At 66.7% G+C, this 26,594-nt stretch carries 24 protein-coding genes; 18 read left to right on the top strand and 6 right to left on the bottom strand.

Annotation, left to right across the window (positions count from 1 at the left end):
• Positions 1-87 precede the first annotated feature (87 nt).
• Positions 88-1,248, bottom strand: coding sequence for a serine hydrolase domain-containing protein (locus M2319_RS08050; RefSeq protein ID WP_264600944.1), 1,161 nt, complete (start codon positions 1,246-1,248; stop codon positions 88-90).
• Between the two features lie 161 nt (positions 1,249-1,409).
• Here M2319_RS08050 and ruvX point away from each other — a divergent pair, with 161 nt between their 5' ends.
• Positions 1,410-1,901, top strand: coding sequence for a Holliday junction resolvase RuvX (ruvX, locus tag M2319_RS08045; protein WP_264600943.1), 492 nt, complete (start codon positions 1,410-1,412; stop codon positions 1,899-1,901).
• The gene (locus tag M2319_RS08040; RefSeq protein ID WP_264600942.1) at positions 1,898-2,833 is read left to right on the top strand and encodes an AEC family transporter; all 936 of its coding nucleotides are present in this window, start codon (positions 1,898-1,900) and stop codon (positions 2,831-2,833) included. The genes ruvX and M2319_RS08040 overlap by 4 nt, the downstream gene beginning before the upstream one ends.
• Positions 2,834-2,943: 110 nt before the next feature.
• Here the strand turns inward: M2319_RS08040 and M2319_RS08035 are convergent, their stop codons facing one another.
• Positions 2,944-4,587 carry an acyl-CoA dehydrogenase family protein gene (locus M2319_RS08035; RefSeq protein ID WP_264600941.1) on the bottom strand — a complete coding sequence of 548 codons (1,644 nt, stop codon included), beginning with the start codon at positions 4,585-4,587 and terminating at the stop codon, positions 2,944-2,946.
• A gap of 348 nt (positions 4,588-4,935) precedes the next feature.
• On the opposite strand from M2319_RS08035, the gene M2319_RS08030 reads away from it, so the two are divergent.
• The 4 genes from M2319_RS08030 to dprA are packed head-to-tail and all read left to right on the top strand — an operon-like array spanning position 4,936 to position 9,020.
• Positions 4,936-5,892, top strand: coding sequence for an aspartate carbamoyltransferase catalytic subunit (locus M2319_RS08030; RefSeq protein ID WP_264600940.1), 957 nt, complete (start codon positions 4,936-4,938; stop codon positions 5,890-5,892).
• Positions 5,893-5,906: 14 nt separating this feature from the next.
• Complete coding sequence (locus M2319_RS08025) at positions 5,907-7,214, top strand: dihydroorotase (RefSeq protein ID WP_264600939.1); 1,308 nt, start codon at positions 5,907-5,909, stop codon at positions 7,212-7,214.
• 21 nt (positions 7,215-7,235) lie between these two features.
• Positions 7,236-7,850, top strand: a complete 615-nt coding sequence (gene plsY / locus M2319_RS08020; protein ID WP_264600938.1) for a glycerol-3-phosphate 1-O-acyltransferase PlsY — start codon at positions 7,236-7,238, stop codon at positions 7,848-7,850.
• An 18-nt stretch (positions 7,851-7,868) separates the two neighbouring features.
• Positions 7,869-9,020: a DNA-processing protein DprA gene (gene dprA / locus M2319_RS08015; RefSeq protein WP_264600937.1), complete on the top strand. Its 1,152-nt coding sequence runs from the start codon at positions 7,869-7,871 to the stop codon at positions 9,018-9,020.
• 104 nt (positions 9,021-9,124) lie between these two features.
• On the opposite strand, the gene M2319_RS08010 is transcribed toward dprA, so the two are convergent.
• Complete coding sequence (locus M2319_RS08010) at positions 9,125-9,319, bottom strand: hypothetical protein (RefSeq protein WP_264600936.1); 195 nt, start codon at positions 9,317-9,319, stop codon at positions 9,125-9,127.
• A gap of 342 nt (positions 9,320-9,661) precedes the next feature.
• Here M2319_RS08010 and topA point away from each other — a divergent pair, with 342 nt between their 5' ends.
• The 6 genes from topA (at position 9,662) to rpmG (ending at position 17,503) form a co-directional block, all read left to right on the top strand.
• Positions 9,662-12,307: a type I DNA topoisomerase gene (gene topA, locus M2319_RS08005; RefSeq protein WP_264600935.1), complete on the top strand. Its 2,646-nt coding sequence runs from the start codon at positions 9,662-9,664 to the stop codon at positions 12,305-12,307.
• A gap of 171 nt (positions 12,308-12,478) precedes the next feature.
• The gene (gene rnr, locus M2319_RS08000) at positions 12,479-14,782 is read left to right on the top strand and encodes a ribonuclease R (RefSeq protein WP_264600934.1); all 2,304 of its coding nucleotides are present in this window, start codon (positions 12,479-12,481) and stop codon (positions 14,780-14,782) included.
• Between the two features lie 11 nt (positions 14,783-14,793).
• Positions 14,794-15,219 (top strand): DUF983 domain-containing protein, encoded by a 426-nt coding sequence (locus M2319_RS07995; RefSeq protein WP_264600933.1) that lies wholly within the window; start codon positions 14,794-14,796, stop codon positions 15,217-15,219.
• Between the two features lie 31 nt (positions 15,220-15,250).
• Positions 15,251-15,997 carry an NUDIX hydrolase gene (locus M2319_RS07990; RefSeq protein WP_264600932.1) on the top strand — a complete coding sequence of 249 codons (747 nt, stop codon included), beginning with the start codon at positions 15,251-15,253 and terminating at the stop codon, positions 15,995-15,997.
• A gap of 54 nt (positions 15,998-16,051) precedes the next feature.
• Positions 16,052-17,224 (top strand): MFS transporter, encoded by a 1,173-nt coding sequence (locus tag M2319_RS07985; RefSeq protein WP_264600931.1) that lies wholly within the window; start codon positions 16,052-16,054, stop codon positions 17,222-17,224.
• A gap of 111 nt (positions 17,225-17,335) precedes the next feature.
• On the top strand, positions 17,336-17,503 hold the full coding sequence (gene rpmG, locus M2319_RS07980; RefSeq protein ID WP_111436592.1) for a 50S ribosomal protein L33: 168 nt from the start codon (positions 17,336-17,338) through the stop codon (positions 17,501-17,503).
• 706 nt (positions 17,504-18,209) lie between these two features.
• On the opposite strand, the gene M2319_RS07975 is transcribed toward rpmG, so the two are convergent.
• Entirely contained in the window at positions 18,210-19,583 is a 1,374-nt protein-coding gene (locus tag M2319_RS07975; RefSeq protein WP_264600930.1) for a PleD family two-component system response regulator, read from the bottom strand.
• A gap of 16 nt (positions 19,584-19,599) precedes the next feature.
• The gene (locus M2319_RS07970; protein ID WP_111436590.1) at positions 19,600-19,971 is read right to left on the bottom strand and encodes a response regulator; all 372 of its coding nucleotides are present in this window, start codon (positions 19,969-19,971) and stop codon (positions 19,600-19,602) included.
• A gap of 194 nt (positions 19,972-20,165) precedes the next feature.
• Between M2319_RS07970 and M2319_RS07965 the strand changes: the two genes are divergently transcribed.
• From M2319_RS07965 to M2319_RS07955, 3 genes are all read left to right on the top strand, one after another.
• Complete coding sequence (locus M2319_RS07965) at positions 20,166-20,447, top strand: DUF3572 domain-containing protein (RefSeq protein WP_264600929.1); 282 nt, start codon at positions 20,166-20,168, stop codon at positions 20,445-20,447.
• Positions 20,431-21,120, top strand: coding sequence for a hypothetical protein (locus M2319_RS07960; RefSeq protein ID WP_264600928.1), 690 nt, complete (start codon positions 20,431-20,433; stop codon positions 21,118-21,120). Before M2319_RS07965 ends, M2319_RS07960 begins: the two co-directional genes overlap by 17 nt.
• 304 nt (positions 21,121-21,424) lie before the next feature.
• Positions 21,425-22,753, top strand: coding sequence for a DNA polymerase IV (locus M2319_RS07955; RefSeq protein ID WP_264600927.1), 1,329 nt, complete (start codon positions 21,425-21,427; stop codon positions 22,751-22,753).
• A 22-nt stretch (positions 22,754-22,775) separates the two neighbouring features.
• Here M2319_RS07955 and M2319_RS07950 read toward each other — a convergent pair whose 3' ends face one another.
• A complete protein-coding gene (locus tag M2319_RS07950) occupies positions 22,776-23,681 on the bottom strand; it encodes a cell envelope integrity EipB family protein (RefSeq protein ID WP_264600926.1) in 906 nt (301 codons plus the stop codon).
• A 231-nt stretch (positions 23,682-23,912) separates the two neighbouring features.
• On the opposite strand from M2319_RS07950, the gene M2319_RS07945 reads away from it, so the two are divergent.
• The 3 genes from M2319_RS07945 to M2319_RS07935 all read left to right on the top strand — a co-directional run bounded on the left by M2319_RS07945 (position 23,913) and on the right by M2319_RS07935 (position 26,567).
• On the top strand, positions 23,913-24,377 hold the full coding sequence (locus tag M2319_RS07945; protein ID WP_264600925.1) for a RidA family protein: 465 nt from the start codon (positions 23,913-23,915) through the stop codon (positions 24,375-24,377).
• Between the two features lie 9 nt (positions 24,378-24,386).
• A complete protein-coding gene (locus M2319_RS07940; RefSeq protein ID WP_264600924.1) occupies positions 24,387-25,145 on the top strand; it encodes a glycerophosphodiester phosphodiesterase family protein in 759 nt (252 codons plus the stop codon).
• A gap of 93 nt (positions 25,146-25,238) precedes the next feature.
• On the top strand, positions 25,239-26,567 hold the full coding sequence (locus tag M2319_RS07935) for a GNAT family N-acetyltransferase (protein ID WP_264600923.1): 1,329 nt from the start codon (positions 25,239-25,241) through the stop codon (positions 26,565-26,567).
• The last annotated feature ends 27 nt before the right edge of the window (positions 26,568-26,594 follow it).

The raw sequence follows: 26,594 nt of genomic DNA, 5'->3' as shown, positions 1-26,594 counted from the left end.
GTGCGGCGGCCTGAATGTGCCACCGGTCTCGTTCAGGAATGTGGCGCTACCTTGGAGGATTCCAAAGGGGTCGAGCGAAAAAATGTGCTACGATGTATTGCCGAAACGGCCATAGACGGCCCGCTCAAACCCATGGAAAACCTCCATGAATCGCGGATCGGCAAAGGGCAGCGCCTGCGTCATCAGGACCGCGGCGATCCCCGTGGCCGGATCGATCCAGTAATGGGTGTTGAAGATGCCGGCCCAGCCGAGGCTGCCCTTGGAGCGCATGCCCGGCACGCCCTCTTCCACGCGCACGAAACCGAATGTGTGGGTTTTCTCCACGCCCGGGAAAAGATCGACGTCGGCGGAAAGCCGCGGCATCGCCGAGACCATGGGCGTCACCCTGAGATCGCCGATCTGATTCGTCGTCATGACCTCATAGCTTTCCGGGTCGATCAGCCGCCCGCCGGGATAGGCGCCGCCATTGAGGAAGAGCTGCAGGAATTTCAGATAGTCCGGCGCAGTGGAAAAAAGGGCATGGCCCATGCCGTAGAATTCCGGCTCCGAGGGCGGCGTCATGCCGAACGGCGCATGGTTGCCGTCGCGGCCGCGCGACATGCCGGTGGCGAGGCGGTCCGGATCCGCTTCGCCGGCTTCGAATCCCGTGTCCGTCATGCCGAGGGGCGCAAAAACCTCCTCGGCGCAGAACCGGTCGATGCGCCGGCCGTCGACGGCCTCGACGACACGGCCGAGCCAGTCGATGCCGATGCCGTAGCCCCAGCGCGTTCCCGGATCAAAGGCGAGCGGATAGGCGAGCCCCGCCCCGCGCCCGGAGATCACCGACGGCAGCCCGGTGTGCGTGAGGTACGCGGCAAGGTCGGCGTTCCAGTATTCGTAGACGAGGCCCGACGTGTGCGTTGCCAGATGCCGGATCGTCGCCCGCGTCTTCGGCGGCCGCAGCACCGGTTCTTCGCCGTCGAAGCCCTCAAGTACCTTCAGTTCGGCAAATTGCGGCAGCACCTCGTCGACAGGCTGGTCGAGGCCGAGCTGGCCGCGCTCCACCAGAAGCATCGCCGCCAGCGAGCCGACCGCCTTGGTCATGGAATAGATGCGAAAGACGGTGTCGGTTGCTGCCGCCCGGCCCGGCGCCGCCTCGCCTGCCGCGCCTGACCAAAGAACCGTGTCGCGGTCGGCGACCATCGCCACCAGATACGGCGCATCGCCGGCGGCGACGGCATCCCCAAGGATCCCCTCCAGATCGCGCACCCTGCCCTCCCTTTTTTCGTTGGCGCCATGCTACGCAGAAACCCGGAGCGGTCAAACAGTCTCGCTGCGCGGCGAAACTGCGCGGGCCGACGACGCCGAGGTCCCCCGGCAATTTGCGATTGCCTGTGTCCTTTTGCGCCTCGCGTGCTAGAGGGTTCGGAATGGCCAACGACCCGACACTTTCCTTCGACGATTTCGCCGACGGGCTCAGCCCCGGCGCGCGCCTCTTCGGCCTCGATCTCGGCACCAAGACCATCGGCATCGCCGTCTCGGACGGCGGCCGCCAGATCGCAACGCCGCTGACGACGATACGGCGGGTGAAGTTCGGCAAGGACGCCGCAGCGCTGCTGGAGCTTGCCGACAAGAACGAGATTTCCGGCCTCGTCCTCGGCCTGCCGCTCAACATGGACGGTTCCGAAGGCCCACGCGTCCAGGCGACCCGCGCCTTCGTCCGCAACCTCTCCGCCCTCACCGAGCTTCCCGTCGTCTACTGGGACGAGCGGCTGTCGACCGTCGCCGCGGAGCGCGCGATGCTTGAGGCCGACATGTCGCGCAAGAAACGGGCGGCGAAGATCGACGCCGCGGCGGCGGCCTTCATCCTGCAAGGGTTTCTGGATCGGCTCGCCAACCGGCGCGCGGTGTCCGCCCCATGATCTCCTTTGCCGACGCCCTCAACGCGCTCCTGCCGGTCATCATCATGACCGCGACCGGCTGGGCGCTCGCCCATTACAATATCGTCCGCGAGGAAGGCTGGCGCGGCCTTGAGACGCTCGCCTACAACGTCTTCTTTCCGGCGATCATCATCTACACGCTGATGCGCGCCAACTTCGACACCCTGCCCTTCGGCTCGCTCGGCCTTGCCCTTTTCCTGACGGTCGCCACCATGGCCGCGATCCTGATCGCGGTGCGCCCGCTGATCGCCGGGCCGCTGCGGCTGACCGGCCCGCGCTTCACCTCCGTGCTGCAGGGCTCGATCCGCTGGAATACCTTCATCGGCCTTGCGCTCGGCGCCAATCTCTTCGGCGATGCCGGCCTGGCCCTGATGGCGGTCGCGGTCGTCTCGATGATCCCGCTCCTCAACCTCATCGTCGTCAGCGCCCTCACCATCTATGTGGACGGCCCGGCGCCCACCGTGCGCGGCTTCGTCCTCAACCTGGCGCGCAACCCGTTCATCATCTCCTGCGCCATCGGCATCTTTTTGAACCTGCTCGATATCGAGCTGCCGATCGTTGCCATGACGACCCTGGAAACCCTCGGCCGGTCCGCGCTCGCCGCCAGCATCCTCTCCATCGGCGCCGGGCTCGACCTGTCCGTGCTGCGCCGGCCGACGGGCGCCCTCGGCCTCGGCGTCGCCGCCCGGCTCGTCGGCATGCCGCTGATCGCAGCGGCCTATTGCACGCTCATCGGGGTAACGGGAATGGCCCTTGCGGTCGCCATCATTGCGACATCCGTCCCGGCGGCGTCCTCGTCCTACGTCCTCGCCAGAAAAATGGGCGGCGACGACAAGCTGATGGCCGAGATCCTGACGTTCCAGACGGTGGTCGCGGCCGTCACCCTGCCGATCGCCCTTTTGATCCTGGTTTAGACACCATTCCATATCCCGACGAGGTGCCCTCGTCGGGATATGGCAAGCGCGAATGCGCGCCGGCGCAAGTGCGCCGTCAAGCCTGCGTGGCGCCTGAACGCGAAAAGAAGTCAAACATCCGGGAAGGCGTAGTCGACGATGGCCTGGGCGTCGAAGCGGGCATCCAGCATGCCGTAGGTCGCGCGCCACTGGCTGCCGAGACGGGAATGCAGGAAGGCATCGGCGATCAGCCGCGGCGCGTAGCGGCGGACGGCAGCGGCCGCTGCGGTCAATGCCAGTTGCTCGGTGAGAATGCGCGCAGAGCCCACATCGTTGATGCAGGCCCGTGCCGCCGCGCGCAGGACGTCGATGGAAACGAGAGAGGTGTCGCCCAGCGCCCCCTTGATGTCGGAGAGCACCGCATCGAGCGCCTCGCCGTCGGCTTCCAGAACCCGCAGCACCTCAAGGCACATGACGTTGCCGCCGCCTTCCCAGAGCGCGTTGAACGGCGCCTCGCGGTAGATGCGGGCAAGGTCGAAATCCTCCACATAGCCGTTGCCGCCGAAGCATTCGAGCGCCTCGGCGATCAGCGGCGGGGCGGCCTTGGTGATCCAGTATTTCGCCGCCGGCGTCATGATCCGCGCATAGGCCGCCTCGGCCGGATCGCTGTCGCGGTTGTCGTAGGCCCGCGCCAGACGGAACGCGAGTGCCGTCGCTGCGGCAACGTCGAGCGTCATGTCGGCGAGCGAGCGCGCCATCAGCGGCTGCTCGATCAGTTCGGACCCGAAGACGAACCGGTGCCGGGCGTTGTGGACGGCCTGCGCCGCCGCGCTGCGCATCAGGGCAGCAGAGCCGACGCAGCAGTCGAGGCGGATATGGTCGGCCATCCCGGCGATCGTCTCGAACCCGTTGCCCGGCGCGCCGAGGAGATAGGCGACGGCGTGGGCGAACTCCGCCTCCCCGGTCGCGTTGGAGCGGTTGCCGAGCTTGTCCTTCAGGCGCTGGAAGCGGATCGCATTGACGCTGCCATCCGGCAGAAGGCGCGGCACCAGGAACGCGGTCAGTCCGCCTTCGGCCTGGGCCAGCACGATGAAACCGTCGCTCATCGGGCCGGCGACGAACCATTTGTGGCCGGTGAGCCGGTAAGTGCCGTCGTCCGCCTTTGCCGCCCGTGTCGTCGTCGCGGTGAGGTCCGTGCCGCCCTGCTTTTCCGCAACGCCCATGCCGATGGAGGCGCCGAGCTTCTTGTCGACGGGAAGGAACCGGTGGTCGTAGCGCCGTGAGACGAGTTTTGCCCGCCAGGCACCGAGATCCGGCACCCGCCCGACGGCCCCGATCGCCGCGCTGGTGGTGACGATCGGCGCCAGGTGCCCGCTTTCCGCCTGGGCGGCGAGGAACATCCGCGCCGCGCGAAGCTGGTAGCGGCGCCCGGTCTCCGCACCGCCTTCCTGCCACAGCGAGCCGGCCAGCCCGGCCTCGAAGGCCCGGCGCATGAAGGCGTGGTAGGACGGGTGGAACTCCACCGTGTCGAGCCGGTTGCCCCAGGCGTCGTGGGTGCGCAGCTTCGGGCCTTGCGTGTTGGCGAGCCGGGCAAACTCGTTCGCCTCGCGCGAGCCGTAGAAGGCGCCGAGCTTGACGAGTTCGGCCTCGATCGGCGGGTCGATGACGGACTCAAGGACGCCGATCAGGAGCGAATCGCTCTCATAGATGTTGCGTCCGGCAAAGGGCGGCGCCTGGTTCGTCACCTCGTGCGTCGCGTCGTTCCGTTCATTCATGACCGCGGCTGTCCCTTGCGATTCGATTAGCTGTGGATGACTTAAGCATGTCCGTACCGGATCGTTCCACGCCGCAAAGGCGGCAAACCATCGCCGGCACCGATCGGCGGGCGTCGACAAGGCGCGGTATTAGAAGACGCATCGCCCCGCAAAGTGGCGCAAATCGGCCCTTTCCCGACCCGGCTCTTACCCTTCTCGGAACCCCCCGAACGAACGACACCCGCGCAATGGCGCGCGCGAAGCCTGCCTGTCGTTCAAGCATTGCGCGAACCCCTGCCATTCCGGGGGGCCGGAGCCGCCGCCGGACGCTTGCCGCACCCCGTGATTCCTCCTATACGCATTGCTTTAATGAGCGCTGAAAGTTCCAAAGAAGCCGCGATTTATTCGCACCGCCATCTCCTCGGCATCGAGCGATTGACGCCGGAGGAGATCGTCACCCTTCTCGACCTCGCCGACGAGGCGGTTGGCGTCAGCCGGCAGGTGGAGAAGAAGAAGGCGGTGCTGCGCGGGCGCACCCAGATCAATCTCTTCTTCGAGGCCTCGACCCGGACCCAGTCGTCCTTCGAGATCGCCGGAAAGCGCCTCGGCGCCGACGTCATGAACATGTCGGTCGCCTCCTCCTCGGTGAAGAAGGGCGAGACCCTGATCGACACCGCGGCGACCCTGAACGCCATGCACCCGGACCTCCTGGTCGTGCGCCACCACGCTGCCGGCGCCGTCGCGCTGCTGGCCAGGAAGGTGGAATGTTCGGTCGTCAATGCCGGCGACGGCGCCCACGAGCACCCGACCCAGGCGCTGCTCGATGCGCTGACCATCCGCCGCAACATCGGCCGCATCGAGGGCCTGACCGTGGCGATCTGCGGCGACGTGCTGCATTCGCGCGTTGCCCGCTCCAACATTCTTCTCCTGTCCGCCCTCAATGCCCGCGTGCGGGTGGTGGCGCCGCCGACGCTGCTGCCGGTCGGCATCGAGAACATGGTGCCCGAAGTCTTCACCTCCATGAAGGAGGGCCTGAAGGACGCCGACGTCGTCATGATGCTGCGCCTGCAGCGCGAGCGCATGAGCGGTTCCTTCATTCCGTCGGTGCGCGAATATTTCCGCTATTACGGGCTCGACCAGGAAAAGCTCGACTACGCCAAGCCCGGCGCCCTCGTCATGCATCCGGGTCCGATGAACCGGGGCGTCGAAATCGACCCGGCGATCGCCGACGGTCCGCAGAGCGTCATCAACGAGCAGGTCGAGATGGGCGTTGCCGTGCGCATGGCCGTTCTGGAGGCCCTCGCCGCCCACCTGCCGAACCGCTGACCCCAGCGAGGACAATGATGGCCGATAGCAACAAGCCGACGGTTCTGAAGGGCGGGCGCATCGTCGACCCGGCGCGCCACATCGACGCCGTCGGCGACCTCATCATCATCGACGGGCGCGTCGCCGCCACCGAGGCCGGCGGCAACGAGAGCTATCCGGGCACCTTCGAGACCATCGACTGCCGCGGCGCCGTCGTCGCGCCGGGCCTCGTCGACATGCGCGTCTTCGTCGGCGAGCCGGGCTTCGAGCACCGCGAGACATTCGCCTCGGCGAGCCATGCGGCGGCGGCCGGCGGCATTACCACCATCGTCACCATGCCGGACACCGAGCCGCCCATCGACGAGCCGGCGCTGGTCGACTTCGTGCACCGCCGGGCCCGCGACACCGCCATCGTCAACGTCCACCCGATGGCTGCCCTCACCAAGGGCCTTGCCGGCGAGGAAATGGCCGAACTCGGCCTCTTGCGCGAGGCCGGCGCCGTCGCCTTCACCGACGGCCGCAACACGGTCACCAACGCCCGCGTCATGCGCCGCATCCTCACCTATGCGCAGAGCGTCGACGGCCTCATCGTCCACCACACCGAGGATCCCGACCTTGCCCGCGCCGGCGTCATGAACGAGGGCGAGACGGCGACCCGGCTCGGCCTTGGCGGCGTGCCGCGCGAGGCGGAGGTCATCGTCGTCGAACGCGACCTCAGGCTCGTGGCGCTGACGGGCGGGCGCTACCACGCCGCCCAGATCTCCTGCGCCGACTCCGCCGCCGCCATTGCCGCGGCCAAGGGACGCGGGCTCGCCGTCACCGCCGGCGTCTCGATCAACCACCTCACCCTCAACGAGAACGACATCGGCGCCTACCGCACCTTCTTCAAGATGTCGCCGCCGCTGCGCTCCGAGGACGACCGCATGGCGATGGTCGCGGCCCTTGCCGAGGGCACCATCGACGTCGTCGTCTCCAGCCATGATCCCCAGGACGTGGAGACCAAGCGCCACCCCTTCGCTGAGGCCGCCGACGGCGCCATCGGCCTGGAAACCCTGCTTCCGGCGATCCTGCGCCTGGTCCATTCTGGCGACATCGACCTGTCGACGGCGATCCGCGCCCTGTCCACCCGGCCGGCCGAGATCCTCGGCATCGAGGCAGGCACCCTGCGCACCGGCGCGCGCGCCGACGTCGTCGTCTTTGCGCCCGACACGCCCTGGATCCTCGACGAGACCAAGATGCGCTCGCGGGCCAAGAACACGCCCTTCGAGGGCGCCCGCTTCCAGGGCCGGGTGCTGCGCACGATGGTTGCAGGGCTAACCAGATATACCTACTCTGACACGTAACGCATCCTTTGGGGTCCGGCCATGACCGACATCCTCTCCTGGTCCCTTCCCTGGCCGCACATGGCGATCGCCCTTCTCTTCGGCTATCTGCTGGGCTCGATCCCCTTCGGCCTCCTCTTCACCCGGCTGTTCGGCCTCGGCGACATCCGCTCCATCGGCTCCGGCAACATCGGCGCCACCAACGTGCTGCGAACCGGCAACAAGGGCGTGGCCGCCCTCACCCTTCTCGGCGACGTCCTGAAGGGAACGGTGCCGGTCGTGGTTGCCGCCGATTGGTCGTTCGAGGCGGCCCTCATCGCCGGCCTTGGCGCCTTCCTGGGCCACCTCTATCCGGTCTGGCTGGGGTTCAAGGGGGGTAAAGGCATCGCCACCTTCATCGGCGTGCTCCTGGGCCTGTCCTGGCCGATCGCCGTCGCCTTTTGCGCCATCTGGCTGGTGGTCGCGCTGATCACACGGTTCTCCTCGCTGTCGGCGCTGGTCGCCAGTGCGCTGACCCCGGTGGTGGCGCTCGGGTTCAACCAGCCGAAACTGGCCGTCTTCACGGTGCTCCTTGCCCTTCTGGCCTGGTTCAAGCACCGCACCAACATCGCCCGCCTCGTTTCCGGCACCGAGCCGAAGATCGGCGCCCGATCTTGAGCCCCATGGGATGAGCGCATGAGCGAAGACGGGCCGGACAGAAAACAGAGCTCCATCCGGCTCACCGACGCCCAGCGCCTCGCCTGGTTGCGGCTCATCCGGTCGGAAAACATCGGCCCCGCAACGTTCCGAAGCCTCGTCAATCACTACGGCTCGGCGACCGAGGCGCTGGAGGCGTTGCCGGAACTCTCCCGCCGCGGCGGCGCCAAGAAACGCATTCGCATCTGCACGCAGGTCGATGCCGAGGACGAACTGGACCGCTGCGCAGCGATGGGCGCCCGTTTCGTCGCCCTCGGCGAGCCGGACTATCCGCGGCTCCTGCGCTTCATCGACGCGCCACCACCGCTCCTTGCCGTCATCGGCGATGCGACACCGCTTGCCGGCAATGCCGTTGCCATCGTCGGCGCCCGCAACGCCTCCATTGCCGGCTGCAAGATCGCGGCAAAGCTCTCAGGCGAACTCGCCGCGGCCGACCTCGTCGTCGTCTCCGGGCTCGCCCGGGGCATCGACACCGCCGCCCACAAGGCGAGCCTTGAGACCGGCACCGTCGCCGTGCTCGCCGGCGGCCTCGACCACATCTATCCGCCGGAAAACGAGGGTCTCTACCGGGCGATCGTCGATGCCGGCGGCGCCATCGTCAGCGAAATGCCCTTCGGCTGGGCGCCGCGGGCCCGCGACTTTCCGCGCCGCAACCGGCTGATCTCAGGGCTCTCCTACGGCGTCATCGTCGTCGAGGCCTCGCGCCGCTCCGGCGCCCTCCACACCGCCCGCTTCGCCCTGGAGCAAGGCCGCGAGGTGTTCGCCGCGCCCGGCTCCATGCTCGATCCGCGCACGGAGGGCTGCAACCGGCTGATCAAGGATGGCGCCACCATGGTGCTGTCCGTCGGCGACATCCTCACCGCGCTCTCGCCGCTGATCGATTCGGGCGGCCCGGCTTTCGATACCGCCGTCGAGGAGCCGGAATCGGACACCCCGTTCCCGATCTCCGAGCCCGACGACGCCACCCGGCGGCAGATCATCGATGCGCTGGGGGCAACGCCCGTCACCGTCGACGAGATCGTCCGCCACACCGGGCTCGCCGTTGCGGTCGTGCGGATCGTGCTGATCGAGCTGGAAGTCGCCGGCCGGCTGGAGCGCCACGGCGCGCAAAAAGTCTCGCTGGTCTACTGACCGAACCTTGGCCGAGGGAATCGACGCGCGCGCCACATCCGGCGGGACAGGTGCGGTTGTGCTACCTTAAAACGGTAAAAATATAAATTTGCAACCTGACATGATCACGAGGCCGACTGCGACGCCTTCGGCATCGGCCGGATGGAAATCGTCTGCGCCGCCGCCTCTTCCCGGGCGATGTCGAGCAGATAGGCGAGCATGTTGAGGTCGGCGGTTGCCGCCATGTTGCGCAATTCCGCGCACATGTTCTCGATGTAGAGGGCGGTATCCGCCTGCGAGGCTTCGATCCGGGCACTCATGAACCGTGTTGCATCTCCGTTGCGGGGATGGCAGATGGTCCACCACACCCTCCGATACCGACCCGGGCACACAACCTGGCGTCACGGGTGCCCGACGCACCGGATTGTATCCGAAGGGATGCATTTTATCAAATTAATCGCATTGGTTGTATCAAGGCGAGGAAACCGCATCTTCCGGCACCGGCTATTGCACGCTGCTTCGGGTTTCCTATTTGACTTCGCGGCGGTGATTCACGATTTTTCTGGACGAGGTCGGGGGTTCGTCTCTACACACGGGCACCCTCGGGCAGGCCTCCGATCACCGGCCCGACCCCTTATAACGCCCTGTTTTTGCGGAAATCCATGCGCGTCGTCATCGTCGAATCGCCGGCCAAGGCGAAAACGATCAACAAATATCTCGGCTCCGATTACCAGGTCATGGCGTCCTTCGGCCATGTCCGGGACCTGCCGGCCAAGGACGGATCGGTCGATCCGGAAAACGACTTTTCCATGTCCTGGGAAGTCGACGGCAAGGCCAACAAGAGGTTGAACGAGATTGCAAAGGCGGTCAAAGCGTCCGACGGCCTGATCCTCGCAACCGACCCGGATCGCGAGGGCGAAGCGATCTCCTGGCACGTTCTACAGGTGCTGAAGGCCAAGAAGGTGCTGAAGGACCAGCCGGTCGAGCGCGTCGTCTTCAATGCCGTGACGAAGTCCGCGATCACCGACGCGATGGCCAAGCCGCGCACGATCGACGCGCCCCTGGTCGATGCCTATCTGGCGCGCCGGGCGCTGGACTACCTCGTCGGCTTCACCCTGTCGCCGGTGCTGTGGCGCAAGCTTCCGGGCGCCCGTTCCGCCGGCCGCGTGCAGTCCGTGGCGCTGCGCCTCGTCTGCGACCGCGAGCGCGAGATCGAGAGCTTCGTTGCCCAGGAATACTGGAGCCTGATCGCGCATCTGAAAAGCGCGGCCGGGGAAGCCTTCGAAGCCCGCATCGTCGGCGCCGACGGCAAGAAGATCACCCGCCTTGACATCGGCACCGAGGCCCAGGCGATGGACCTGAAGGCCCACCTGGAGCGCGCCTCGTTCACGGTGCGCTCGGTCGAGGCCAAGCCGACCAAGCGCAACCCGCACCCGCCCTTCACCACCTCGACGCTTCAGCAGGAAGCCTCGCGCAAGCTCGGCTTTTCCGCCCAGCGCACCATGCAGATTGCCCAGCGCCTCTATGAGGGCATCGACATGGGCGGCGAGACCGTCGGCCTCATCACCTATATGCGGACGGACGGCGTGCAGATCGCCCCGGAAGCGATTTCCGGCGCCCGCGGCGTCATCGAGGCCGATTACGGGACGCGCTATGTGCCGGAAAAGGCGCGCTTCTATTCCACCAAGGCCAAGAACGCCCAGGAAGCCCACGAGGCGATCCGCCCGACCGACGTGCGCCGCCGGCCGAAGGACGTCACCCGGTTTCTCGATGCCGAGCAGGCAAAGCTCTACGACCTCGTCTGGAAGCGGACCGTCGCCAGCCAGATGCAGTCGGCCGAGATCGAGCGCACCACGGTCGACATCGACGCCGTCGACGGCAGCCGCGCCGCGATCGTGCGTGCCACCGGCCAGGTCATGCGCTTCGACGGGTTCCTCGCCCTCTACCAGGAAGGCAAGGACGACGAGGAGGACGAGGAGAGCCGCCGGCTGCCGAAACTCGCCACCGGCGAGAAACCGAGCCGGGAAAAGATCGTCGCCAGCCAGCACTTTACCGAGCCGCCGCCGCGCTTCACCGAGGCAACGCTCATCAAGAAGATGGAAGAGCTCGGCATCGGCCGGCCGTCCACCTACACCTCTACCCTCACCGTGCTGCGCGATCGGGAATATGTCCGGCTCGACAAGAAGCGGCTGGTGCCGGAGGACAAGGGCCGCCTCGTCACCGCGTTCCTGGAGAGCTTCTTCCGGCGCTATGTGGAATACGACTTCACCGCCGCCCTTGAGGAAGAGCTCGACCGCATCTCCGCTGACGAACTGGACTGGAAGGAAGTGCTGCGCGATTTCTGGCGCAACTTCTCCGGCGCCGTCGACGAGATCAAGGATCTGCGCGTCTCCGAGGTCCTCGACGCCCTCAACGATATCCTCGGGCCGCACATCTTCCCGGCAAAGGAAGACGGCACCGATCCCCGCGCCTGCCCGCAATGCGACGACGGCCGCCTCAGCCTCAAGGTCGGGCGCTACGGCGCCTTCATCGGCTGCTCCAACTATCCCGAATGCCGCTTCACCCGGCAATTGGTTGAGGGCAACGGCGAGGACGGCGCGGCGGCCCAGACCGGCCCGCGTGAACTCGGCACCGACCCGGAAACCGGCGAGATGGTGACGCTGCGCGATGGCCGCTTCGGCGCCTATATCCAGCTCGGCGAGGGCGACAAGCCGAAGCGCGCGACCATCCCCAAGGGCTGGGACGTCGCCGCCATGGACCTTGAAAAGGCGCTGAGGCTCCTGCGCCTGCCGCGCGAGGTCGGCCCGCATCCGGAGACCGGCCAGATGATCAGCGCCGGCATCGGCCGCTACGGCCCCTTCGTCCAGCACGAGCGCACCTACGCCAACCTGGACAACGTCGACGAGGTCTTCACCGTCGGCCTCAACCGCGCCGTCTCCCTGATCGCCGAAAAGCAGGCCAAGGGCGGGCGCGGGCGCGGCGCCGCGGTCCTCAAGGAGCTCGGCGAGCACCCCGACGCCGGCGGCCCGATCACCGTGCGCGACGGCCGCTACGGGCCTTACGTCAACCACGGCAAGGTCAACGCCACCCTGCCGAAGGACGTGAAGCCGGAAGACGTCACGCTGGAACAGGCCGTGGAAATGATCACGGCCAAGGCCGGCAAGGCACCGACTAAGAAGAAGGCGGCCGCCAAGAAACCGGCAGCAAAGAAGACGGCGACGAAAAAGACCGCGGCGAAAAAGACAACGACAAAGAAGGCGCCGGCCAAGAAAAAGGCCGACTCGGAGGACGAAACCGCGCCCTTCTAGTCCTTCGGACGCCGTTCGGACCCGTCCTTTTCGCGCTTTGGCACGCCCCGGGGCTTGTCTGCGCACGGCCGGGGCGCCACATTTCCGGTAACCCCGCCCCCTGAACGGCGAAAGCACCGGTCCGCCCGGCGCCCGTCCGCCGGGCCATTTTTGTTTTCGACCGGACCCCCGATGCCACGCTTAAAAAAGACGGCAGCGCGAAAGACCGCCGCCACCCTGCCCACCCGCGACGACGTCCTCGCCTTCCTCGCCGACAATCCGGGCGCCGGAAAGCGCGAGCTCTCGCGCGCCTTCCGGATCACCGGCAGCGACCGCATCGGCCTGAAGAAAATCCTGAAGGACCTTGCCGCCGAGGGGCTCATCGCCGGCAGCCGCAAGTCCCTGCGCCGGCCGGGCGACCTTCCCTCCGTCACCGTCGTCGTCGCCAGCGGCCGCGATGCGGACGGCGAACTCATCGGCGCGCCGATGGAGTGGGACGAGGACGAGAACGGCCCGCCGCCCTCCGTCATGATCCTGTCCGAGCGCGGCAAGCGCCCCGGCCGCGCCGCCGGCGTCGGCGACCGGGTCCTGGTGCGCATCGCCGAGGCGCCATCGGACGCCGGCGTCGGCTATCTCGGCCGCACCATCAAGGTGCTGGAGCGCCAGCCGACCGCCCTCCTCGGCGTCTATGTGGTTGGCCCGGACGGCACGGCGCGCATCGCCCCGGTCGACCGCAAGCAGAAGGAATACATCGTCGAGAAGGCCGACGCCGGCGACGCCGTGGACGGCGACCTCGTCACCGTCGACGTCCTGAAGGCCGGCCGCTACGGCGTGCCGCGGGCCAAGGTGCGCGAACGCATCGGCTCCATGAAGAGCGAAAAGGCGGTCTCCATGATCGCCATCCACACCCACGCCATCCCCCACGTCTTCCCCGATGCCGTCATCGCCGAAGCGGACGCGGCAAAGCCGGTGACGCTGCAGACCCGCGGCGACAAGCGCGAAGACTGGCGCGACGTCCCCCTCATCACCATCGACCCGGCCGACGCCAAGGACCACGACGACGCGGTTTATGCCGCCCCCGACGACGACCCGAAGAACGAGGGCGGCTTCGTCGTCACCGTCGCCATTGCCGACGTCGCCTACTACATCCGGCCCGGCAGCGCCCTCGACCGCGAGGCGCTGCTGCGCGGCAACTCGGTCTATTTCCCCGACCGGGTCGTGCCGATGCTACCGGAGCGCATTTCCAACGACCTCTGCTCCCTGCGCGAGGGCGAGGACCGGCCGGCACTCGCCGTGCGCATGCGCTTCGATGCGAGCGGCCGCAAGCTCGACCATAAATTCCACCGGGTGATGATCCGCTCGGCCGCCAAACTCTCGTATCAGGAGGCGCAAGGAGCCATCGACGGCAAGCCGAACGACAAGACCGGCCCGCTGCTGGAGCCGATCCTGAAGCCGCTGTGGGCCGCCTATGAGTGCCTGAAGAAGGGCCGCGACGCGCGTGCGCCACTGGATTTGGATTTGCCGGAGCGCAAGATCCTCCTCAACGACGACGACACGGTCGAGCGCATCGTCGTGCCGCCCCGCCTCGACGCCCACAGGCTGATCGAGGAATGCATGATCCAGGCGAATGTCTCAGCAGCCGAGACCCTGGAGAAGAAGCGCGCGCCGGTGATCTACCGCATCCACGACGCCTCGACGCCGGAAAAGCTGGAGGCGCTGCGCGATTTCCTGTCGACCATCGGCATCAAGCTCGCCCGCACCGGTAACCTCCGCCCCGCCGTCTTCAATTCCATCCTCGCCCGCGTGGAAGGCACGGAGAACGACGAACTGGTCAACGAGGTGATCCTGAGGAGCCAGGCCCAGGCGGAGTATTCGCCGGCCAATATCGGCCATTTCGGCCTGAATCTCAGGCGCTACGCCCACTTCACCTCGCCGATCCGCCGCTATGCCGACCTTATCGTTCACCGCAGCCTGGTTGCCGCCCTCGGCTTCGGCAAGGACGGCCTGCCGTCCGGTTTCGAGGACAAGCTGGAAGGGATTTCGGCCGAGATCTCGGCAACCGAGCGCCGCGCCATGGCGGCCGAGCGCGATACGGTCGACCGGCTGATCGCCCACTGGCTCGCCGACCATATCGGTGCGGCCTTCAACGGCCGTATCGCCGGCGTCACCCGCTCCGGCCTGTTCGTCCGCCTCGACGACAGCGGCGCCGACGGCTTCGTGCCGGCGTCCAAGCTCGGCGACGACTACTACCGCTACGACGAGGTCACCCACTCCATGACCGGCGACCGCACCGGCGAAACCTACCAGCTCGGCGACCGGGTCGAGGTGCAACTGGCCGAGGCAATGCCGCTTGCCGGCGCGCTCCGGTTTGAACTTCTCTCCGAAGGCAGGTATCAGAAACCTTCCGGGAAAGGCGCGGCAAAACGCCGTGCCGTCCGCAACAAACCCACAACGGCCAAGGCCGCGCGGGGCAAAAAACGCGTCAAGCGGCGCTGAGGAACAACGCCATGCACCAGCAGGTTTTCGAATCGCCGCCGGACGGGCCGCCCGCGCGCCCGATCGGCAACGCGCTCGCCCGCGGCATGGCCTCGAAATGCCCCTCCTGCGGCACCGGCGCCCTGTTCGACGGCTATCTGACCGTCAAGGACCATTGCGGCACCTGCAACGAGGCGCTTCACCACCACCGCGCCGACGACGCCCCGCCCTATTTCACCATCTTCATCGTCGGCCATATCATCGTCGGCCTGATCCTGGCGGTGGAAAAGCTCTGGGGGCCGCCGATCTGGCTGCAGATGGCGGTCTGGCTGCCGCTGACGGCGCTGCTCTCGCTCGCCCTCTTGCGCCCCGTGAAGGGCGCCGTCGTCGGCCTGCAATGGGCGCTCTTCATGCACGGCTTCGATCCCAACCACACGCCGGAATTCGGCGAGGACTGAGCCCCGCCGGGCGACAACCGGAAAACGGACCATGGCCGATCTCGCCGAGCGCCTGACCAACACCGAACGCAACCAGACCCACGCCAACCGCCGGCCGAAGGACGCGGCAACGCTCCTGATCCTCGACAGGACGGCGGGCGGGCCGGTGCGCGTGCTGATGGGACGGCGCCACGAGCGCCACGTCTTCCTGCCGGGCAAGTTCGTCTTTCCGGGCGGGCGGGTCGATCCCGGCGATTCCCGCGTGCGGGCGGCCGGCGACTACCACGAGGCCATCCGCGACAAGCTGATGCACGCCATGAAGGGCCCGAAGACCGAGACCCGGGCCAGGGCCTTCGGCATCGCCGCCATCCGCGAGACCTTCGAGGAGACAGGCGTCTTCATCGGCACGAAGGCCGACGGCCCGGCGCTTCCGGCGTCGGACCCGACCTGGATCGCCTTTACGGAACGCGGCATCGTCCCGGACCTCGCGCCGATTCGCTATATCGGCCGCGCCATCACCCCGCCGCGCCGGCCGCGCCGCTTCGACACCCGCTTCCTCGTCGTCTTCGCCGACGCCGTCGCCGATACCCTGCCGGGCGGCACCGGTCCCTCTGGCGAACTGGAGGAGGTCGACTGGCCGACCCTTGCCGAGGCCCACGACCTGGAGCTTCCGACCATCACCAAGGTGATCATCGAGGAGCTGGAGGAGCGGCTTGCCTGCGACCCCAAGCTTGCCCCGGAAACGCCGGTGCCGTTCTATTATTGGCTCGGCAGCGGCTTTCGCCGCGACATGATCTGACGGCGGATCGTGCGGGCGCCCTGTCGGCGCGAGTGTGCGGAGTAGCGGGGCGTCATGGCGGAACGGAGCGTGCAAGGAGCGGCATCTCGGCCGGTCGACCGCCGCGGCATGGCCGCCGCGATCGCCTCCATTTCCACCGTCGGCGTCGCCATCAGCCTGTCCATGCCGCTGCTTGCCCTGGTCATGGAGGCGCGCGGCTTTTCCGGCACCGCCATCGGCATCAATTCGGCAATGGCCGGCGTTTCCTCCATCTTCTGGGTGCCGTTCGTTGCCCCGCTCGCCCGGCGCATCGGCACGGCGCGGCTGATCCTCATCCTCATTGCCGCCTCCATGGCAAGCTTCCTCGGCTTCTTCGTCATCTCGTCCTATTGGGCCTGGTTCGGCCTGCGCTTCGTGTTCCACGGCGCAACGACGGCGATCTTCGTATTGTCCGAGTTCTGGATATCGTCGGCTGCACCGAGCGAAAAGCGCGGCTTCATCCTCGGCGTCTACGCCACCTTCCTGTCGATCGGGGTTGCCGCCGGTCCCATCGTGCTGTCGGTGACGGGCTCCGAAGGCGCCCTGCCCTTTCTCATCGGCACCCTCATCCTTGCCCTGTCCGCGATCCCGGTCGTCATGGCCCGCGAGACCAGTCCGCGCATCGAGAAGAAGCCGGGACAGCCTTTTGCGAAGTTTCTGCTCGCCGTTCCCGCGGCGACCATCGCGGTCCTTGCCTTCGGTGCGGTGGAAACCGGCATGCTCTCCATCCTGCCGATCTACGGCCTCAGGATCGGCCTCGATGCGGCAACGGCGACGCTTCTGGTGACCGCCGCCGCCCTCGGCAACGTTGCCCTGCAGGTGCCGCTCGGCTGGATGAGTGACCGCATGGACAAGCGCGTACTGCTTCTCATCTGCGGGCTCATCGGCGTCGTCGGCGCCCTCCTCATCCCGGTCTTTGCCGATACGATGTCCGCACTCTTCGTCACCCTCTTCGTCTGGGGCGGCGTCACCGCCGGGCTCTACACCATCGGCCTTGCCCACCTTGCCGCGCGCTACCGCGACGCCGACCTTGCCGCCGCCACCGCCGCCTTCGTCATGATGTACTCCATCGGCATGCTGGTCGGCCCGGCCCTGATGGGCATCGGCATGGACATCAATCCGCACGGCTTCCCCATCGTCTGCGCCCTCTTCTTCGGCGGATACGTGGCGATCGCCGGCTTCCGCATCGCCAGATGGGCCGGCCGATGACACGAATTCTTGACAAGGGCCGCGCAATGACTAGGGTGACGCTCCAATCGGGACCGTGCGGTGAAATTGGCACCCGGCCCCGGCAGACCGATTTCTCCGAGGAAAAGCGGAATGGCTAAGGCAACCACGATCAAGATTCGTCTCGTGTCGAGCGCCGACACGGGCTACTTCTACGTCACCAAGAAAAACAGCCGGACGATGACCGAAAAGATGGTCAAGAAGAAATACGATCCGGTCGCCAAGAAGCACGTCGACTTCCGCGAATCCAAGATCAAGTAGCGCTCCTGCCGGCACCGGCAGGACACGACGCGAGAAGATGCGAAAGCGCCGTCCGAAACGGGCGGCGCTTTGTTTTGCCGTGCAAGGAATCGGCATGCCCCGACGACGGGCGCGCGGCGCGCCACGCTTTGCCGGCGACGGACGCGCGGCGCGCCACGCTTTGCCGGCGACGGACGCCATTCTACCCTTGATTGGTGATGGATCGAATCCCCGAAGAGCCTTGCAGACTCTCCGCAAACGCGGGTGCAACCGGGTCCTGAAAGGTGGCCGGCCGGAGGCGGGGCTTAACGAGGAGGCCACTCAACACCCTGCTTTCCGGCCGGCCTGACCCCACGGACCCAGGAGATGCGGCGGACCTGAGCATTCCGTAGGGTATTCCTTGTTGAAACTGGCTAACGAAAAAATCCTTTGAATATCCGTTATTTCGGCGATACACGCCGGCCTCGCTGAAATGTGCCTGCCGCGTATCCGGTTTTGCCTGATCCAAATATCAACGAAATCGTAACCAAAAACCAATGAAAAACGCCGGATTGGTTAAGGGCCGCCAATAGACGGCAATGCTTTCAGAGATAAAGGCTGTTCAATACATGCGCGGCACGGCCCCCCAGCGCATCGTTGCAGGGAATTATACCCGCCAAGGGGATTGGGCTGCCACTACCGGAAATTGCAATGCGGTTGCGTGCGTAGGGGCGCCTGAAAGGGCGACTCAGGCCGCGTCGGCGACCACCCGGTTGCGTCCGTCGCGCTTGGCCGCATAGAGCGCCTCGTCGGCGCGCTTCAGGATCGTCTGCGGCGTGTCGTCGTAATGGTCGAGCATGGCAAGGCCGACGCTGATCGTCACGTCCAGCGCCCGCGCCCCGCCATTGACGAGGAACGGCTCGCCGGCGACCTTCTGGCGGATGCGCTCGGCAACGGCGACGGCCAGCGACAGGTCCGTCTCCGGCATGACGACGACGAACTCCTCGCCGCCGAACCGGCAGGCAAGGTCGATGCCGCGCAGGTTCTTGCGCAGCCGGCGGGCGAATTCGCGCAGCACGTCGTCGCCCGCATCATGGCCGTAGGTGTCGTTGACGGCCTTGAAGTAATCGAGGTCGACCATCAGCACGGCCAGCGTCTTGGAGCGCTGCACGGCCTGGCTGACCAGCGTCGCCAGGTGGCTTTCCAGGTAGCGCCGGTTGTGCAGCCCGGTGAGTGCGTCGGTCACCGCCAGCTCCATCGTCTGCTGGACGTTGTCGCGCAAATGGTCGGTGTAGCGCTTGCGGCGGATCTGGGTGCGCGTGCGCGCCATCATCTCGTTCTTGTCGATCGGCCGCACGAGGTAGTCGTTGACGCCGAGGTCGAGGCCGCGCAGGAGCCGCGCATTGTCTTCCGGCTCGGTGATCAGGAGCACCGGCACCATCCGCGTGCGCTCCAGCGAGCGAAGCTGGGAGCACAGCCTGAGGCCGTCGAAATTGGCCAGCGCCAGCGAGATCATGACCAGCTCGAAATCGCCCTCGGCAGCCCGGAACAGCGCCTCCTGGGGATCGGTCTCCACCGTCACGTCGTGGGATTTCGCCAGCGACGCCGCCATCCGCTCATAGGATGAGCGCCGGTCGTCGACCAGAAGGATGCGGCCCTTGCCCTTGGCGGCGAAATCGTCGGCGGCGGCGGTGTCCTCAAAGCCGATGTCGCGGCCGGTAACGGAGCGCATGCGCCACTCGTCGGTCAGCATCTTCAGCCGGACGAGGCTCTTCACCCGTGTGATCAGCGCAATGTCGTTGACCGGCTTGGTCAGGAAATCGTCGGCGCCGGCTTCCAGGCCCTTGACCCGGTCGGCCGGCTGATCGAGCGCCGTCACCATGACGACGGGAATGTGCACGGTGCGCGGATCGGCCTTCAGCCGGCGGCAGACCTCGAACCCGTCCATGCCCGGCATCATCACGTCGAGAAGGACGATGTCGCATTTGTCCGCCTGGCACGCGGCCAGCGCGTCCGGCCCGTTATTGGCCGTCAGGACTTCGAAATATTCTGCCGTCAGCCGCGCCTCGAGCAGTTTCGTGTTGGCCGGTATGTCGTCGACGACAAGAACACGGGCGGTCATTGCGCTTTCCCCTCAGTCACGCATCGCCGAGATACGATTTTACCGTTTCAAGAAACTTCCCGATCGAGATGGGCTTGGACAGGTAGGCCTCGCAGCCGCCCTGGCGGATGCGCTCCTCGTCCCCCTTCATGGCGAAGGCGGTGACGGCGACGACCGGGATCATCTTCAGGTCGTCGTCTTCCTTGATCCATTTGGTGACTTCCAGGCCCGAGACTTCGGGAAGCTGGATGTCCATCAGGATGAGGTCAGGATGGTGCTCGCGGGCAAGGTCCATGGCCTCCAGGCCGTTGCGGGTCTGGACCGTCTCGTAGCCGTTCGCCTCCAGAAGGTCGCGAAACAGCTTCATGTTGAGGTCGTTGTCCTCAACGATCAGAACCTTCTTGGCCATTGGTTCGCCCTACCCCTGCGTCCCCGTGCTCATACCCCATGGACCGCCCGCCGGGCTCCCGATCGTCCCGGATCGGCGGTCCCCGGTGACGCGCGATCACACGCCGTCTTGCGGTCCGTCCATTTTCAGAACATACAGAAAGAATCTTTCACAAAGGCAAACACAGGCACGAAATGGAGTCCCGCATCCAGCGAATGCCTTGGGAATCCGCCGAGCGGATCGCCATTTCCGGGCTTGCCTTCATCGCCGGCGAAACCGACTCGCTGGGCCGGTTTCTGGCCGATACCGGCCTCGGCCCGGAGAATCTGAGGAGCGCCGCCGGCGAGCCCTGGTTCCTGTGCGCGGTGCTGGAATTCCTGATGGCCAACGAGGATCTGCTGCTCGTCTTCGTCGAACGCATCCGCGTGCGCCCGACGATGATCGCCGCCGCCCACCTGGCGCTGTCGGAGGACGGGGGCGATGTCACGATCAACTGACCTGCCGGTGCGCGCGGTCGAGGACCTTGCGCCGGAGACCGCGCGCCAGATCGAAGACCTGGACCTGAAGGACGGCCCTTTGATCCTGTGCGACGTCGACGAGGTGGCGCTGCACTTCATCGCCCCCTTCGAACGTCACCTTCTCGCCAACGGCTATGAGCTGATCGCCCGGTCCTACGGCCTCAACGGCAACATCGTGCGCCTCAGCGACCGGGAACCCGCCTCCCGCGAGGAGGTGCGCGACCTGCTGCTCGGCTTCTTCGATGCCGAGACCGGCAACCAGCAGCCGGTAGCGGGCGTCGCCGAGGCGCTTGGCGAGCTGAGCCGGGCGGCGGAAGTGGTGATGCTCACCAACATCCCGGAAAAGCACCGGCAACTGCGCACCGAGACGTTGACCAGGCACGGCATGCCCTACCCTGTCGTCACCAATAGCGGGCCGAAGGGGCCGGCCGCCCGGCTGCTCGCCGAGCGCGCCGACGGCGCCGTCGTCTTCCTCGATGATTCGCCCTCCAACATCCGCTCCGTCGGCGCCTTTGTCGACGGCGCCAGTCTCGTCCAGTTCATCGCCGACCGCCGCTTCTTCGACCTCGCCGCCCCGATCGACGGGCTGGCGCTGAAGGCCAACGATTGGCCCTCCGCCCGCGATTTCATCGTCGGCCGCTTCGGATTCTGAGGCATCGGGTAGGAATCGATGCCCTCGCTTTGGCGCGACCGCATCGTGCAATTGCGACCGCAGAATGCTGGATTGCTTCGCTGCGCTCGCAATGACGACGAGTAGCTTTTCCAAATAATTTCAACGTCATTGCGAGGAGGCCGCAAGGCCGACGTGGCAATCCAGTCGGCGTCCGCCGAGCTACCGTGCGGCCGTCCAGGCCACGGCGCCAACGCCTCTGCCCCGCAATGAGACCTGACGCGCTCCCAACCAAAGCCTGCTAAACTGGCGCACTTCACTGCGCTGCGGCGATGACGACGAAGCCATGAGCGACACCGACCTTTCCGCGAACACTGCCCTGTGCCGGGATTGCCTGACGTCCTTCGCCGGCGCCGCTCGGCGCTGCCCGGCGTGCGGCAGTCCGCGCATCGTCGCCCATCCGGAACTCCACCGGCTGGTCATCGCCCATATCGACTGCGACGCCTTCTACGCCGCCATCGAAAAGCGCGACGACCCGAGCCTTGACGACAAGCCGCTGATCATCGGCGGCAGCCGGCGCGGCGTCGTCTCCACGGCCTGCTACATCGCCCGCATCAAGGGCGTCCATTCGGCCATGCCCATGTTCAAGGCGTTAAAACTCTGCCCGGAGGCGGTGGTGATGCCGCCGAACATGGAGAAATACACGGCCGTCGGGCGCCAGGTCCGCGAGATGATGCGGGCGCTGACGCCGCTGGTCGAGCCGCTCTCCATCGACGAGGCGTTCCTCGACCTCACCGGCACGGAGCGCCTGCACGGCACCAGCCCGGCGGTGACGCTTGCCCGCTTTGCCCGCGACGTGGAGGCCGAGATCGGCATCTCCGTCTCCGTCGGCCTTGCCGCCAACAAGTTCCTCGCCAAGATCGCTTCCGACCTCGACAAGCCGCGCGGCTTTTCCGTCATCGGCGCGGCGGAGGCGAAGGACTTCCTCGCCGACAAGCCGGTCGGCATGATCTGGGGCGTCGGCAAGGTCACCCAGCGCCAGCTCCAGGCCGACGGCATCCGCCTCATCGGCGACCTGCAGCGCATGGACGAGACCGACCTTGCCCGCCGCTACGGCGCACTGGGGTTGAAACTCTTCCACCTTGCCCGCGGCGAGGACCGGCGCACCGTCTCGGCCGCCTCCAAGGCCAAAAGCATCAGCGCGGAGACCACCTTCGACGTCGACATTGCCGACGCGCACGAACTCATGGCCCATCTGCGCCGGCTCTCCGAAAAGGTTTCCAAGCGTCTGAAGGCGGCCGACAAAGCCGGCTGGACGGTGACGTTAAAGCTGAAGACGAAGGATTTCCGGATCATCACCCGCAGCCACCGGCTCGCCGACCCGACCCGGCTTGCCGACCGCATCTTCCGCACCGGCCAGGATATGCTCGCGCGGGAAGCGAACGGGCGCCTCTTCCGGCTGATCGGCATCGGCGTCTCGGATTTCGCCGACCCGCGGCTCGCCGATCCGGACGATCTCGTCGACGTCGCGGCGACAAGGCGCGCCCGCGCCGAGGTCGCCATCGACGATTTGCGCGAGCGCTTCGGCACCGGCGCCGTCAATCTGGGCCTCGCGCTCGCCGCCAGACGCCGCGGCCGCGATCCCTCGCCGCCCGACGACGATCTTCAGGATTGAGAAAAGAGAACCCGGCCGGCCGCTACTTGGCGCCCGCCTTGTCGGCGTCGCAGCCCGGCACGTCGTGGATCTCCAGGTTGACCAGCTTGCCGGCGACGCTGAAGTCGCCGTAGTCGATCTTGACGTCGCGGCTGATGCCGTTGCCGTAGAGCAGGAAACTCATCTCATAGGTCGGCAGCGCCTCGCCGCCCGTCGTCACCGGCTCGAAATAGCCGACCGTGACCGGCCAGCGCGGCAGCTTCGACATGTCGGCGTCGGCCGCCTTGGCGTCCAGCGTGTCCGGCCCGTCAATCCGCTTGCCGATGGTGGTCGCCGTCGGGAAGATCTTCTCGCCGGTCTCCGAGCCATCATAGATGTTGGCCGGCAGGAACGCCTCGCCGGAGCGCGCCGCGCTCAGCATGGCAACCAGGTGCTGGGTCGGAAACAGGATCCGCTTGGCGATGGTGAAGGTCTTCTTTTCCGGCTTGTCGAGGCTGACGGTGGTCGTCTCGCCGTCGCGCACGGCGCTGCCCTTCGATTCCTCCACCAGCTTTTCATCGATATAGGTCTGGGTCAGGAACTCGAACCGGTCGCCGCTGGCGTCCTCGAAGGTCGTCGTGCGCATGTCGGTCAGCCGGGAATTGCCCTGGCTGTCCTCGACCTGGGTGACGAAGCGGAAATTGATGGTGAAGCCGTCGCAGGTGGAACCGATGGTCTCGAACACCATGCGCCCGTTGAGCCCGGCGATCGAGGACGATGCCTTCGAATCGGTCAGCTTCATGTCGAACACGGCCCGGTGCGAGATCAGGTCCTTGACCACCGCCTCATGGCTCGCCGCATCGCTGACATTGGGCACCGCGCGCCCCGCCGCGGCCGGCGCGGCCATGGCAACGGAAAGGATCAGGGCTGCGCCGATGGCGCGATACGGCCCGTTGGTGAGGTTGTTCATTGCTGTTCCTGCCCCGGCTCGTTGCTGGCGTTTCCACCCGATAGGCGGCGAGCATGGCGTAACCATGGCGCGGACCGTCCATGCCGGCGCGGCGTTCGCCCCTTTTGCCCAGTCTTGTTGGCGTCTTGTTGGCGTCTCGTCGTCAATAAACTTGCCTATTCGGTTGATTTTGGCAATCGTCCGGGCGCGTGCTCCAGACGCACGACACCAAGAAACCAGGAGAGATTGACCATGACCGGTCGAACCGACGCCCGCCTCGCCGAACTCGGCATTACCCTTCCCGAGGCGCCGATGCCGGCCGCCAACTACGTGCCCTTCGTCCAGACCGGTAACCAGCTCTTCGTCTCCGGCCAGCTTCCGATGGGCGCCAAGGGGCCGGAATATATCGGCCGCCTCGGCGGCGGGCTTTCCATTGCCGAAGGCCAGAAGGCGGCAAGGCTGTGCGCCCTTGCCCTCATCGCCCAGGCAAAGGCGGCCGTCGGCGACCTCGACCGCATCACCCGCGTCGTCAAGCTCGGCGGCTTCGTCAATTCCACGCCCGACTTCACCGACCAGCCGAAGGTCATCAACGGCGCCTCTGACCTGATGGCCGAGGTGTTCGAGGACCGCGGACGCCACGCCCGCGCCGCAGTCGGCGTTGCTGCCCTTCCCTTCGGCGTCGCCGTCGAGGTCGAGGCCGTCTTCGAGGTCGAATAGGCCCTCTCGATGACCGCCCCCGCCTGGCTGACCGCCCGCCCCGTCGCCCATCGCGGCTACCACGACGCCCATGCCGGCCGCATCGAGAACTCGCTTGCGGCGGCCGCGGCAGCGATCGGCAAGGGATTCTCGATCGAGGCCGACCTGCAGCTTTCCGCCGACGGCGTGCCGATGGTCTTCCACGACGACACGCTCGACCGGCTGACGGAAGGCCGCGGCCCGGTCGGCGCGCTCACGGCCGCCGAACTCTCCTCCATCCCGCTGATGGATGGCGGCGGCGACACCATCCCGACGCTGAAGGCCTTTCTCGACCTTGTCGGCGGCCGCGTGCCCCTGGTCCTGGAAATGAAGTCCGACATGCGGCGGGGCGCGGCCATCGCCGGTCCGGTCGCAGACGTGCTTGCCGGCTATGACGGTCCCGTGGCGGTGATGTCCTTCGACCCGGAGATTGTCGCCGCGTTCAAGACCCTCGCCCCGCACCTGCCGCGCGGCATCACCGCCTGCGCCACCTCGCCCCGCGATCCGGAATGGCGGCTGCTGACGCTGATGGAGCGGTTCGCGCTGCGCCACCTGCTGCATGCCCCGCGCACCCGCCTCGACTTCATCGCCTACGACATCGACGCCCTGCCGGCCCCCGCCGTCTCGCTGATGCACCGGCTCTTCGGCACGCCGGTGCTGACCTGGACCGTCCGCACCACGGACCAGCGGCGCCGCGCCGCCCGCCACGCCGACCAGATCATTTTCGAGGGATTCGACCCCGACGCTTGAGCGAACGGCCCGGCGGCTTAGATTCAAGTCTTGAATCGATCCATCAAGCGCGCCCGCCGCGCCTCCCCGAAATGCTCCACGGTCCCTCGCCCCATGCCGCCTGTTGAAGCCAAGATCCGCGTCCTCACCTCGCTCAAGGATATCGACCGCAAGGACTGGAATCGCCTCGCCAATCCGGGTTGGGATCTGGCCGAAGGCGGCCGGTTGACCGCCGGTCTTGAATCGGAATCTGAACCTCACGACAGCAGCGGAAAAGAGTCTGCAAACAAGGACTTGGCGGCGCCATCGGAATCGGATTGTGGAGCGCCCAGCACACCGAAACTGGTTTCTGAAGAAATACCATTCAACCCATTTATTTCATATGATTTTTTGTGGTCTCTCGAAGAATCCGGATGTGCCCTTCCCGAGACCGGTTGGGCGTCCTGCCATCTGGCGCTGGAACGCGCCGACGACAGCGTCGCCGGCGTCGTTCCGGCCTATCTGAAGAGCCACTCTCAGGGCGAATACGTCTTCGACCACGGCTGGGCCGACGCCTTCTACCGGGCCGGCGGCGAGTACTATCCGAAGCTCCAGATCTCCGTCCCCTTCACGCCCGCCACCGGCCGGCGCCTCCTCGTCGGCAACGGGCCCGATAGCGATGCTGCGCGCAGGATCCTCGCCTCCGGCATCCGCCAGGCGGCAAGCCAGTTCGAGGCCTCCTCCGCCCACCTCACCTTCCTGACGGAGGACGAGGCCCGGTTCCTGGAAGAGGACGGCTACCTCCACCGCACCGACCAGCAGTTCCACTGGGTCAACGAGGGCTACGGGACCTTCGACGATTTCCTCGGCGCCCTTGCCTCGCGCAAGCGCAAGACGATCAGGCGCGAGAGGCGCGACGCCCAGGGCGAGGACATCGCCATCGACTGGGTCACCGGCAGCGATATCAAGGAGCACCACTGGGACACGTTCTTCCGGTTCTACATGGACACCGGCTCGCGCAAATGGGGCACGCCCTATCTCAACCGCAAGGCCTTCTCGCTGATCGGCGAGCGCATGGCCGAACGCATCCTCCTGATCTTCGCCCGGCGCGGAACGGAGATCATCGCCGGCGCCCTCAACTTCATCGGCTCCGACACCCTCTACGGCCGCTACTGGGGGACGACCGAGGACCTGCCCTTCCTCCATTTCGAGGTCTGCTACTACCAGGCCATCGAGTTCGCCATCGCGAACGGGTTGAGGCTGGTCGAGGCCGGCGCCCAAGGCGCCCACAAGCTCGCCCGCGGCTATCTTCCCGTGACCACCCACTCGGCCCACCACATCGTCCATCCGGGCCTCAGGAACGCCGTTGCCGCCTATCTCGACCAGGAGCGCGAGGCGGTCGCGGAAGAGTCCGAACTCCTGCGCCAGATGGCGCCGTTCCGCCGCGACCGGGACATGGGCTGACCCTCTGGCCGAGCCCGCCGCGCACTA

The organism is Rhodobium gokarnense, assembly GCF_025961475.1.
In the GTDB taxonomy this organism is placed as follows: Bacteria; Pseudomonadota; Alphaproteobacteria; order Rhizobiales; family Rhodobiaceae; genus Rhodobium; species Rhodobium gokarnense.
The sequence above is the reverse complement of the archived record's forward strand: the minus strand, read 5'-3'. Positions and strand labels throughout refer to the sequence as shown.